General features: G+C 35.5%; 10 protein-coding genes. 7 read left to right on the forward strand and 3 right to left on the reverse strand.

Annotated features, from left to right (window positions below):
- The first annotated feature begins 6 nt into the window (after positions 1-6).
- Entirely contained in the window at positions 7-1,293 is a 1,287-nt protein-coding gene (locus CEY12_RS19890) for an adenylosuccinate synthase (RefSeq protein WP_089029319.1), read from the forward strand.
- Between the two features lie 216 nt (positions 1,294-1,509).
- On the opposite strand, the gene CEY12_RS19895 is transcribed toward CEY12_RS19890, so the two are convergent.
- The 3 genes from CEY12_RS19895 to CEY12_RS19905 form a co-directional block, all read right to left on the reverse strand.
- Positions 1,510-2,337 (reverse strand): N-acetylmuramidase domain-containing protein, encoded by an 828-nt coding sequence (locus tag CEY12_RS19895; protein ID WP_089029320.1) that lies wholly within the window; start codon positions 2,335-2,337, stop codon positions 1,510-1,512.
- Positions 2,338-2,424: 87 nt separating this feature from the next.
- Positions 2,425-4,257, reverse strand: a complete 1,833-nt coding sequence (locus CEY12_RS19900) for a hypothetical protein (RefSeq protein ID WP_089029321.1) — start codon at positions 4,255-4,257, stop codon at positions 2,425-2,427.
- Between the two features lie 75 nt (positions 4,258-4,332).
- A complete protein-coding gene (locus tag CEY12_RS19905; protein WP_157676862.1) occupies positions 4,333-5,943 on the reverse strand; it encodes a hypothetical protein in 1,611 nt (536 codons plus the stop codon).
- Positions 5,944-6,329: 386 nt separating this feature from the next.
- Here CEY12_RS19905 and CEY12_RS19910 point away from each other — a divergent pair, with 386 nt between their 5' ends.
- The 6 genes from CEY12_RS19910 (at position 6,330) to lepB (ending at position 12,195) form a co-directional block, all read left to right on the forward strand.
- On the forward strand, positions 6,330-7,166 hold the full coding sequence (locus CEY12_RS19910) for an energy transducer TonB (protein WP_089029323.1): 837 nt from the start codon (positions 6,330-6,332) through the stop codon (positions 7,164-7,166).
- 165 nt (positions 7,167-7,331) lie between these two features.
- Complete coding sequence (locus CEY12_RS19915) at positions 7,332-8,105, forward strand: ParA family protein (RefSeq protein ID WP_089029324.1); 774 nt, start codon at positions 7,332-7,334, stop codon at positions 8,103-8,105.
- Positions 8,106-8,214: 109 nt separating this feature from the next.
- Entirely contained in the window at positions 8,215-9,105 is an 891-nt protein-coding gene (locus tag CEY12_RS19920) for a ParB/RepB/Spo0J family partition protein (protein ID WP_089029325.1), read from the forward strand.
- The gene (locus CEY12_RS19925) at positions 9,106-9,744 is read left to right on the forward strand and encodes a DUF5683 domain-containing protein (RefSeq protein WP_089029326.1); all 639 of its coding nucleotides are present in this window, start codon (positions 9,106-9,108) and stop codon (positions 9,742-9,744) included.
- Between the two features lie 17 nt (positions 9,745-9,761).
- Positions 9,762-10,463: a 4-hydroxy-tetrahydrodipicolinate reductase gene (gene dapB / locus CEY12_RS19930; RefSeq protein WP_089029327.1), complete on the forward strand. Its 702-nt coding sequence runs from the start codon at positions 9,762-9,764 to the stop codon at positions 10,461-10,463.
- 76 nt (positions 10,464-10,539) lie between these two features.
- Positions 10,540-12,195 (forward strand): signal peptidase I, encoded by a 1,656-nt coding sequence (lepB, locus tag CEY12_RS19935; RefSeq protein WP_089029328.1) that lies wholly within the window; start codon positions 10,540-10,542, stop codon positions 12,193-12,195.
- Position 12,196 lies beyond the last annotated feature (1 nt).

The following is a 12,196-nucleotide window of genomic DNA, read 5'->3' on the forward strand; positions in this document are numbered from 1 at the left end:
AAAAATATGTCAACTTACGTAGTTGTAGGTCTTCAATACGGAGATGAAGGTAAAGGGAAAATCACGGATGTTTTATCTGCTAAATCGGATTATGTAGTTCGTTTCCAGGGAGGAGACAATGCTGGTCATACGGTGTATGTAGGTGAAGAAAAATTTGTTTTGCATCTTCTTCCTTCAGGAGTTCTACAGTGCAAAGGGAAGTGTATCATTGCCAATGGAGTAGTGGTAAATCCTAAGTCTTTCATTAAGGAGGTTGGACAGATCGAAAGCAAAGGCTTAAGAACTGACCACATTTTTATCAGCAGAAGAGCGCATGTGATCATGCCTTACCACATTCTTTTGGATACTTACCGTGAAGAAGAACACGGAGGAACTCAAATCGGAACAACTAAAAAAGGAATCGGTCCTTGTTATGAAGATAAAATAGCAAGAGTTGGGATCAGAATGATCGACCTTTTAAATCCTGAGATTTTAAGAGAAAAAATTGAGAAAAACCTTAAGATTAAGAATTCTCTTTTTGAAAAATACTACGGAAAGCCTACTTTAGATGTAGAAGAAATTTATAATGAATTTTTAGAAATAGGAAAACAACTTCAGGACAGAATCGTTGATACAGAAGTTGAATTGAATGAAGCAATTAGAGACGGTAAAAATGTACTGTTTGAAGGGGCTCAGGCGTTGATGTTGGATATTGATTTCGGAACATATCCTTACGTTACTTCATCTTCTCCATCTACAGGAGGAGTTTGTTCGGGAGCTGGTGTTCCACCTACTTCACTTCAGAATTTAATTGGTGTTGCTAAAGCATATTGTACAAGAGTAGGAAACGGACCTTTCCCTTCTGAATTAGACAATGAATTAGGAGAGAGCATCAGACAGATTGGTGGTGAATTCGGAGCAACTACCGGAAGACCGAGAAGAACAGGTTGGTTAGATCTTGTTTCATTGAAACATGCTTGTATGATCAACGGAATTAATAACCTTGTGATTACCAAACTTGATGTTCTTACAGGAATTGAAAACCTAAAGATCGTAACACACTATAAAACTGAAGATGGTAAAATCATTGATTATTTCACTTCTTCAACAGAGAAATTATACAATTACGAGCCAATCTATCAGGATTTACCGGGATGGAATGAAGATCTTACCAAAGTAAGAAGCTATGACGAACTTCCTGATAACGCTCAGAAATATATTGAATTTATTGAGCAGTACTTAGGAATTAACGTATATTTAGTTTCTGTAGGGCCTGAAAGAAGTCAGAACATTATCAGAAAAGAATTATTCTAAGACAGAATAATATATACATATAAAAAAGAGACCGTTGAATCAACGGTCTCTTTTTTATTGTAAACTTGTCATTGCGAGGAGCAAAGCGACGAAGCAATCTACAGAAATAAATACTCCCACAGATTTCATAATCTCTACAAAGATTTGAAATCCATGGAAGTTTTAATTGTAATGCAAAGGGAACTTTTATGATCAATGCATTACGTGTTTAACCATCTAATTATAAGAATATTTTGCATAGGCCTTAGCAAGCTTTTCATCGTATTTATTTTGCTTATAGCCACCACCATTATAACCTTTTGCGAAATTCGCCCAGTTTTTATTTCTCAAATGGATCAGTAGCCCATTTTTTTCCAGGAACTTGCCGAATGCTTTCAGGTGTTCTCCTTCATTGATCTCCATTTTAGAAACAAAGTCATTGACATCTGTATAACCTAAGTTTTTGGCGTGAAAGCCCATAATCTGAAAACTTCCCCAGGAAGCTGAAGATAAGGCGGCTTCTTTGATTTTTGAATCGGTTCCTAATCCGATCGCTTCATTCAGCCTGTCATATTCTCTTACGCCTCCTTTGTAATAGATTCTGGTCCACTTGGGATAGAGGACATCTTTACTGGAATCATTGTAGTAAGAATTCGGATCAATTCCTCTTTTTTTAAGCTCATTCCAGAAAATATGTCCTTCAAAAAGGATTTTAGGCTGATTGTTGATTAAAAACCCTTTTCCGCTGCTTTCAATTTCATTGACTGCTTTTACTGCAGCCAACTCAAGGCCATATTGATCTGCAAATGCAATCAGATCACTTTCTTTCAGGAATTTATCGGTTGAAGTTATTGGTGTTGAGTTTTTCTGAAGCAAAACGGCCCATGTTTTCACACCGACAATTCCGTCAACAACTAAAGAATTCTTGCTTTGAAAATCTTTAATGGCGGCATCAACTTCTAAAGTGAAAGAATCAGAAATTTTAATGGGATATCCCAATTTATAAAGAAGCTCACATAAGGTGAGAACTTCTGGTGCTCTTGTGTTGTATTTTAAAAGTTTCATGGTTATGTTTTTTTTTGGATTAAAAGATTAAAAGATTTCTTGTTAGATGTCATAAATACATTGTACACGAATACATTTTACAACAAATCAATTAACAGGTATTTTCGGCATCTTCTCACAAATCATTCCGATCAGGAAGAATGACTTGAACTTCACTTCCTCTCTTTGAAGTTTGTATTCTAAGTTGAGAGGTGTTGTACTTGTTATGCTGAAATTTTGATTTAAAATGGCATAATCATCAATTCTCAATTCGATGCTATATTCGCCGATGGCAATAACCTGATTGATCATTCCTATTTCATTTGTCTCTATTTCGTAAATTCTGCTGTTGTTGGTTCCTTTAATAGAGATCGAACATTTATAAATAGGATCATTGTTTATTTTATCAAAAACCCTGAACTGTACATTCGCTCCTGTTGATGGAACCTGGATAGGGAATTTTATTGGGACAAAAATTCCTGTATTTCTGATTGGAATTACCGGTTTTGTAGGTTGGATCGGATCGATCGGCTGAGGTCTTACAATGGGAGTAACAGGTCTTAAATTTCTTACACTGTTGAGCGTACTCATATTGATTTTGTTGTTAAATGCAATGTTGGGGTTTATTTTAGCTGTTTCAGCAACAGGTTCGGATATGGTTTTAGCAGTAAATTCTGTAGTAGCTATTCCTGAGTTTTCAACACTGGTTGTTTTCCTGGTTAGATTGTTGAGCTGGTCAGACTTGATCGTTTTAACGTTCGTAATAGCTTTCAGAAACTTTTGATTATTATTTTTATTTACGAAAAGCTGTTGTTTCATGATAAGAGGTCCAAAATAGATCAATTGATTCGGGTTGTTAATGGTATCATTCGTAATAGAGGGATCTAAAACTATTTTTAAATTCTTAATTAAGATCATCGTTTTTGGAAAGGCGGGCAGCTTAAAATCATTGGAAATATTTTGCCCATCTGATATCTTTTTGGGTTCGTTCCATTCAAAAAGATCGGACATCATAAAGTTTTTATTGAACCAGCTTCTTTTTAAATGAACAAAAGAGTAGTCTAATTCTACAGCCTCGATAACATTTTCATCATAATCTATCGATAAAATCTCTGCCGGTAGATTATTATTCGTGTTTTTGGCTTCTGTATGCAGGATATCAAGTTCCGATTTTTCAATTCTCATGCTATTCCATCCGGATTCGTTTTCCATGAAATCATAGGGAATGAAATTGATGTCATGAATAGAAGCATTGCTGATTACGTCAGTTTTTTCTGCTGCTTCGAAAGTGTTTTTGGCATTTTGAGCCATCGCTAAATAGAGATCTGCGTCAGAAGCTTTGTTGATTCTTGTCAGTTCTTTTTCAATAAGGTCTTTATTTCCTTTTATTTTCCAATCAGAAAAAGCCAGTTCTTTAAGAGTATTGAAATTGACCAATTGATCATTCCAATTGTTTTTTTCTTCATCTGTGTTCAGGTTGTCAAAAAGCTCAAGATGAGCTGCAATCTTATCAACGGCTTGTTCATAAACTGTTCTGTATTTTTTGTAGGCTTTAAATTCCTTGGTGTCACTCTTTTTTGCATCAAAAAGGATCGTGCTTTGAGTGGCGATCACCTGATCCAGGCTTTCTTCCAGATTTTTTAAATTGTTTTTATCTAAAATGTCCCTGTAAATATCAAACAGAGAGTTATTTGGATTCAGGTCCCAAAACTGAGATGAAATAGGAACTGAATTGAGTTCATACGCCATGTTCTGTTTTTTGATAATAGAAAGTGCTTTTTTCTGGTCATCATTAAGCAGGCTTTGCGGTTTCAGAAGTTCCAGCTCTTCATTTTCATAGATTCTAAGAGATGGGCAGATCATTGGGAGGTCATTTTCCATCGAGCTTTGGGACAGGTAAGTGTTTTTTAGCTTTTGGTAAACAGCAATAAAGTATTTCATGGCATTGGTTTTTGATTGATTTTTAAATAACCGACAGAAAAGATTTCTGCCGGCTATTCTTTATTGAGAAGGATATTATGATTTTCCGTCAGTCCATTTCTTGATTTCTGGATTTGGATTTGGAGATTTTGGAACGACATGGCATTTATAACCAATGATATAGATTCCATCAGATGTTAATTTCTTACCATTCCACTTAGAATTGGAGTGTACATCCTGATTGTCATAGCTATAGGTTCCTCCGAAAACGAAAGGTCCGATTCCCACAGCTGCTCCTGAAGTTACTGAGTTTTTAACGTCAGTAAAAGCAGTACTGTTATTGGCGAAATCCAGGCAAACATCTTTTGCAATGATCAGTTCTGTGATCATAGAAGGCATTAATCCTTTACCTTTTCCATCGCTGATCACATCACCACTTAAAGTTTGTGGAGATTGTTCGTGAAGCTTCCAGTATTTAGATTCTATGAAGTTTTGGTTAAGCCATCCTCTTTCTACTCTTACTTTTCCAAGTTTGAAAGAGATTTTCATATTAGTATAATCAGTATTGATTTTTGTTTTTTCGTGTTTTCCACCACCTCTGGCTCCGATTGAGAAAATACCTAAACTAAATCCTGCAGCGGCACTCCAGTTATGAACTGATTTTGAGTAGTCATAATTAGATTCACCCTCTACAATAGTTACTGTTGGCCATCCTTTGGATTCTTTTAATGCATTAGCAGCAACCGGAATAGATGGGGAATAATTGGTATAGTCTAAAACCCTTGTTCTTTGACTGTTTCTAAATTCAGATTCCATTCTTTTTTTGATCACAAGCATGTTCTTTTGCTCAACCTCACTTAGGTAGTTCTGGATTTTTTCTACAGCCTCTTTATATCCTAAAGATTGCCATGCTTTAAGGGAGGCGTCCTCTCTTTTCTTCATGTTTTTACCGTCAATTGATAGCTTGGCCATTGCCTCTGCATCTCCGTTGTCTGCTGCTGTTCTTATTTCATTGTTAGCATCTACGATATCGTAATACTTCATCTGATATTCCACATACTTAGAATAAGTTGGAGACACAAAAGTGTGGAAGATCTCAGGTTTGTTCATATCGTCGATAGGCGAGTTAGGATCAAAATCTGTGTTCTTTACTTTTTTGATTTTGAAAAGCTTGTCTCTTAATGTATTCAGTTTCTTTTCTACTTTTTCATCAAACTGAGTGTCAACAACGACAGACCATTGTAAAAGATCTTCGTATACTTTAGATACTCTTTTCTGAGAATCATTCATAATGCTCATGATAGACATTGATCTTCCGTTTCCAGAACTTGTTAAAGGAGGTAATTGAGAAGGAATAACATCAACCATTGCAGCAAACTGTTCCATTTGAAGATACTTTCTGAATTTACTGTTCGATAAGGCATTTTGATAGGCTTCCATATCGATTTTAGGGTTTCCGTTAGCGTCAAGGATAGGTTCTCCTTTTGCATCTAGCATTGGTTTCGGTGATGGGGCATCTCCGAAAAGTCCGTTAAGAGCATAGTCAAAGGTATCTTCGGAAAGAGTAATCCCTACCGGGTCAAATGCAATGAAATCATTAGGTCCCAGAGAGTCCGGATCTCCACCGTTAGTTACTGTGTCATACACTTGTTTTAAAAGCATGCTCATTAATGAGTTCGATTTTGCTTCTTGAGTTAAAGTTGGCATAATTATTTAGTTTTTGTTTTTTTTGCTTACTCTTTTCGGTTTTCAGCATCCCCGGTTTTGTATGGTACAAATATATTTTGGGTTTAAATTAGATATCTCAGTATTTTTCCTGTTTTAAGATGTGGTTTTCACTATTTTTTATTTTATAATGAATTTTATTAATCAAATTGATGTTATTATTGAATAATATGAAGTTTTAAAGAGGTGTTTTTTAGGCTTTACTATTGCTTGCATAGTTAATTTTAACTATTGTCATAAAGTTTTTTAAAATATTAATGTTTTGTTAAAAATTTGGCAAATGTTTTGATATTATACCAGTACTTATCGATAAGTGCTATAAAAACTAATAATCACATTATTTACTAACCGTTTTAATATTTTAAGTGATGAAACACCTACACACTAATCAGGAATTTCGCTTCAATGAAGTTCTTTTTGAGCATCGTAACAAGGAATATGGTGCTTATGTTTTAAGAAATGAATCAGATAGAATACTAACAAAAGCACTATTCGTGGGAGTAAGTTTGTTGGCTGCTATTTCAATTACACCGTTGGTAATTTCAGCGTTCAGGACTCCCGAAATAATTACAGACGGGGGTTTTGTATTACCACCGCCGGTTATTATTAATGATACGGAGGATCCGCCTGTACAAGTTGTAAAACCTGTCCAGCCTGTTACCCCTCCGAATACAAAGCAATATGATAGTTCGGTTCCAACACCAGTAAAAGATGCAATAGAACCGGCTAAAATTACAAAACCTGCTGATGCAGCTCCAGGATTGATTAATAATCCAGATGGTGAGTCCGTTAAAAACACATATATTCCTCCGGCTCCAACTATTGGGAATGGGCCAATTGCGCCGCCAGTACAACAACCGCCAGCACTTCCTAAAAATCCTGGCAATTCAATAGCAGATCAAGGTGAACTTAGCGTTGAAGCTAATTTCGTAGGTGGAATCGATTCATTCAGAAATAAAGTAATGAATAATTTTGATGGTTCAGGATTTGAAACAGGTGGAATAGTAAAGACTACTATTACTTTTATCGTAGAAATTGATGGAACAATCTCAGGAATTAAGGCTAATGGTACCAACGCAGATTTCAATAGCGAGGCGATGAGAACGATAAAATCGATCAGAGGAAAATGGGTGCCTGGAAAAAATAAGCAAGGACAAAATGTAAGAAGTTATTTCAAATTTCCGATTTCAATGAAGTTTGAATAATATATATCAAACAACTCTTGACAGTTATCCACAAAATACTATATTTTGTGGATAATTTTTTTTAGCGTTAATTTCCTTATTAACAATATTTTAACTCATTTTTACTTTTCATCATTCATTAAGAGCAAAGAAAAATGTGTATTTTTGAGGCTTAAAGTTCTAATAATGGGAAAAATCATAGGTATCGCTAATCAGAAAGGGGGAGTTGGAAAAACAACAACAGCTGTAAATCTTGCTGCGGCATTAGGGGTATTGGAAAAGAAAATATTAATCATTGACGCAGATCCTCAGGCAAATGCTACTTCGGGATTAGGTGTTGAAGATGTACAATATTCTACATACAATCTTTTGGAACACAGTGTGGAAACAATCAACTGTATCAAGAAAACGGCAACACCCAATCTTGATATTGTGCCATCTCATATAGACTTAGTAGCCGCGGAAATTGAATTGGTTGACAAAGATGACCGTGAGTATATGCTTAAAAAAGCATTGCAAAGTGTAAAAGATGATTATGATTTTATTATCATCGATTGCGCACCAAGTTTAGGTCTGATTACTGTAAACGCATTAACAGCAGCTGATTCTGTGATCATCCCGATTCAATGTGAATACTTCGCGTTAGAAGGTTTAGGAAAGCTTTTGAATACCATTAAAAACGTTCAGAAAATCCATAATAAAGATCTTGATATTGAAGGATTGCTTTTAACAATGTATGACAGCAGATTAAGATTATCGAATCAGGTGGTAGAAGAGGTGAATGCCCATTTTCCTGAAATGGTTTTTGAAACGATCATCAGTAGAAATGTAAGATTAAGCGAAGCACCAAGTTTTGGAGAAAGTATTTTAAACTACGATGCTGAAAGTAAAGGAGCAATTCAATATATTCAGTTAGCAGAAGAAGTTCTGTTGAAAAATGAAAATTTAGTAAAGAATTAAATTTAAAATAAATAATAGATAATACTGAAATTCAGATGAATTGATTTTTGATTTTTATTGATCATTCATCACTTATCACATAGGTTATCATCATTTATCAAATATATCTATGAAGGACAAAAAAAGAGCTATGGGACGTGGTTTGGGGGCTATTTTAAGTGCTGAATCCAAAGCAACTGTTAACTCTGCTACTGATGAAGGAGCAGATAAATTTGTAGGGAATATCGTAGAAGTAGCGATTGAAGATATTTATCCTAACCCAACGCAGCCAAGAACTTATTTTGATGAAAAGGCACTGAATGAACTTGCACAGTCTATTAAAAACTTAGGTGTAATCCAACCCATTACCTTAAGAAAAGAAGGTGAAAGGTTTGAGATTATATCTGGGGAAAGACGGTTCCGTGCAAGTAAAATTGCAGGCTTAACTTCTATTCCTGCTTACATCCGTTTGGTAAACGACCAGGAGCTTTTAGAAATGGCTCTTGTTGAGAACATTCAAAGAGAAGATCTTGATTCTATTGAAATTGCTTTAACTTACCAAAGACTTTTAGATGAGATCGGAATGACTCAGGAAAATCTTAGCCAAAGAGTAGGAAAGGATAGAAGTACCATTACCAACTCTATCAGATTATTGAGATTAAGTCCGGATATTCAGAACGCCATCAGAAGTGGTGAGATTTCTGCAGGACATGGAAGAGCAATCATCAGTATGGATAATGATGAGTTACAGCAAATTTTATTTGACCTTATTATCAAAGAACAGCTGAATGTACGTCAGGCTGAGCAAGCTGCTACAGCTTTAAAGAATCCAAAATCACCTGCAGCCAAAAAAGTAAAAGCTGAGCTTTCAAATAACTATAAGAGAGCCCAGAAGACGATCTCTGACATCTTAGAAGTAAAGGTGGAGATCAAAACAACTGGAAATGGTAAAAAAGGTAAAATTGTTCTTGACTTTAAGAATGAGGATGAGTTGGAATACATTCTATCTCATATTAAATAAATGAAGAAATTATTGTTCACTTTTTTCTTGTGTCTGTATGCATTAGCCTATTCACAAGTAAATCCTAACGATACTATTCGGGTAGAGCACCATCCGAAGGATAGTATTTCTGCGGCAAAACCACAGAAGTCTGAAGCAAAAGTGGTTTCAGATCTTGAAAAAGCCAACGGCCCTACAGCGAAAACTTTAAAATTAAATCCTACAAAGGCCGGTTTATATTCTGCAGTTTTTCCAGGGTTAGGCCAGTTTTATAATAAAAAGTACTGGAAAATTCCTATTGTATGGGGAGCTGTCGGAACCGGAGTTGGTATTGCAATGTGGAATGACAAACAATATAAGAAATACAGAGAGTATTATATTGCCAAATTAAATGGAACTCCCAATGAATTCATCGATAGCCGTCCCTGGCTGGATAAAATCGCATTGGCCAATGTTCAGGACAGGGCAAAAAGACAAAGAGACTATGCTATAGCAATTACAGGATTGATCTATATTCTGAGTATTGTTGATGCCGTTGTAGATGCACATCTTTACGAAAGCCGCCATGACCCTGATTTAACTTTTAAACCCGCTGTTATTCAGGATCAGTTCAGTATAGAACCTCCTAAAACAGGACTGAGTTTAAGTTACAGATTCTAATAAATAATATACATTACATGAAAATAGCATTAGTTGGATATGGAAAAATGGGCAAGATCATCGATGAAATTGCTATGAAAAGAGGGCACGAAGTCGTTGCCCGTCTGAAAGAAACTCCAACTGCTGAAAATCTTAATAATCCTGATGTTGTTATCGAATTTTCACTCCCGGAAGTGGCATTTAGCAATATAAAGGCCTGCCTGGAAAATAAGATTCCGGTTATTTGCGGAACTACAGGATGGCTGGATAAAAAGGAAGAAATTGAGAGAATTGCAATAGAAAATCAAACTGCATTTTTATACGGTTCTAATTTTAGTTTAGGGGTTAATTTATTTTTTGCATTAAATGAAAAGCTGGCTGACTTAATGAAGAATGTTAATGAATATTCTTGTCAGCTTGAGGAGATTCATCATATCCATAAATTAGATGCACCGAGTGGAACCGCTATTTCCCTCGCAGAAGGTATCTTTAAAAACAATCCTAAATTTGACGCGTGGAAGCTTGAAGAAACCCAGGGAAATCAGTTGGGTATTTTTGCGGTTCGTGAAGATGAGGTACCAGGAACCCATAGCGTATTTTATAAAAGTGAAGTGGATGAAATTGAAATCAAGCATACAGCATTTAACAGAAATGGTTTTGCATTGGGAGCAGTAGTTGCTGCAGAATGGATCAAAGATAAAAAAGGAAATTTCACAATGAAAGATGTTTTGGGTCTTTAAATTGTAACAAATCTCCCAAATCACAAACTAATACAGCAGTTATTCAACGTAAATTAATAGAATAGGCACGAAATTTATGAATTATTTTTTAACATATACAGTATACGTTCTCATTTTATCCCTTTTAATGGGGATTTCGACATGGAAACTATTCAAAAAATTAGGGTATAGTCCATTATTTGCTTTTATCCCTTTTTACAATTATTTCATTATTCTAAAAGAAACCAAACACCCTAGGTGGTGGGCTATTTTATCATATTTTCCAATTGTGGGTCCGATTATGATGTCCGTTTTTCATTTATACTTAATGAAAAAATTTGGTAAGTCTCTTTTCAAAGACCAATTGCTTACTGTAATCCTTCCTTTCATTTACATGGCTGTAGTAAATTATGGCAAAGATGTAGAATTGGAAGATGAAAATGATCTGTTTTTAACAGACGAAGAAAAAACAGCGAAAAAGAAAGACTCTTTTCTGGGATCTGTTACTTTTGCAGTTGTTTTTGCAACGATCATCCACGTTTTCGTAACACAGCCTTTCGGTATTCCTACCGGATCAATGGAGAGAACATTATTGGTGGGTGATTTCTTATTTGTAAACAAATGGAGCTATGGGTATAGATTGCCAATGCGTCCATTAGCAATACCTTTTTTACAGGGAACTATTATGGATACCGGGGAGCCGGGAAATCCGAAGGATGATCCTAAATCTTATGTAGATGGTGTAAAATTACCGTATGCAAGGATTATGCAATTCAACAAACCTCAGAAAAATGATGTTCTTGTTTTCAACTATCCTCAGGATTCAGTACATACGGCGATAGATAGAAAAGATCCTTATGTAAAAAGATGCGTTGCTGTTGCAGGGGATACTTTTGAAATGAGATCAGGAAGACTTTTTGTCAACGGAAAGCCTGAAACGGTTTTAGGAGATCAGGAAGTTCAGCATGCTTATACTGTTAATACTGGAGCTCAGTTAGATATTCCGGGATTGTATAATACATATGGTTTCTTACCGGTAAGAGAAATGCAGACTGACAAAGGTTTTGTTTACATGTTCCAGGGGTTAACGAATAAAACTGCGGCGGAAATTAAAGCATTACCAAGTGTAATCGATATGGAAGAAAGTATTTTTCCAAAAGATTCTGCAACGGTTCAGCATAAATTAAATGCTGATAAAACAGCCTACACAAAAAGTATTGATACCACGCAATCCATATTTCCAATCAATAAACCTTGGAACCAGGATTGGTATGGACCACTTAGAATTCCTAAGAAAGGGGATGTTGTAGCAATCAACAAAGAAACACTTCCAACCTATCAATGGATTATCTCTGAATATGAGCACAATAGTCTGGAGAATAAAAATGGGAAAATTTTCATCAATGGAAAAGAGGCTACTCAATATACCATTAAGCAGGATTATTATATGATGGTTGGAGACAACAGGGATGCATCTTTGGATGCAAGGTTCTTTGGTTTTGTTCCGGAAGAAAATATTGTAGGAAAACCAATATTTACCTGGATGAGCTTACAAGGTGTTTTCAAGGATGCGAGTTCATCTTATCAGGCACCATTTAAGATCCGTTGGGAAAGGATGTTTAAAGCAACCAACACTGGAGAGACTAATAAAACCTCTTACTGGTGGATTGCAGCGATGATTCTTATTTTATTCTTTGGATGGGATTACTTTGTTAAACTGTTCAGAAAGAAAAAGACAGAAGAAGATTTATAAA

Source organism: Chryseobacterium sp. T16E-39 (genome assembly GCF_002216065.1).
Classification (GTDB): Bacteria; Bacteroidota; Bacteroidia; order Flavobacteriales; family Weeksellaceae; genus Chryseobacterium.

Excerpts from the sequence above, each read along its gene's own strand:
- CEY12_RS19890 (WP_089029319.1), top strand. The coding sequence starts at position 7 with ATGTCAACTTACGTAGTTGTAGGTCTTCAATACGGAGATGAAGGTAAA.
- CEY12_RS19895 (WP_089029320.1), bottom strand. The coding sequence starts at position 2,337 with ATGAAACTTTTAAAATACAACACAAGAGCACCAGAAGTTCTCACCTTA.
- CEY12_RS19900 (WP_089029321.1), bottom strand. The coding sequence starts at position 4,257 with ATGAAATACTTTATTGCTGTTTACCAAAAGCTAAAAAACACTTACCTG.
- CEY12_RS19905 (WP_157676862.1), bottom strand. The coding sequence starts at position 5,943 with ATGCCAACTTTAACTCAAGAAGCAAAATCGAACTCATTAATGAGCATG.
- CEY12_RS19910 (WP_089029323.1), top strand. The coding sequence starts at position 6,330 with ATGAAACACCTACACACTAATCAGGAATTTCGCTTCAATGAAGTTCTT.
- CEY12_RS19915 (WP_089029324.1), top strand. The coding sequence starts at position 7,332 with ATGGGAAAAATCATAGGTATCGCTAATCAGAAAGGGGGAGTTGGAAAA.
- CEY12_RS19920 (WP_089029325.1), top strand. The coding sequence starts at position 8,215 with ATGAAGGACAAAAAAAGAGCTATGGGACGTGGTTTGGGGGCTATTTTA.
- CEY12_RS19925 (WP_089029326.1), top strand. The coding sequence starts at position 9,106 with ATGAAGAAATTATTGTTCACTTTTTTCTTGTGTCTGTATGCATTAGCC.
- dapB (WP_089029327.1), top strand. The coding sequence starts at position 9,762 with ATGAAAATAGCATTAGTTGGATATGGAAAAATGGGCAAGATCATCGAT.
- lepB (WP_089029328.1), top strand. The coding sequence starts at position 10,540 with ATGAATTATTTTTTAACATATACAGTATACGTTCTCATTTTATCCCTT.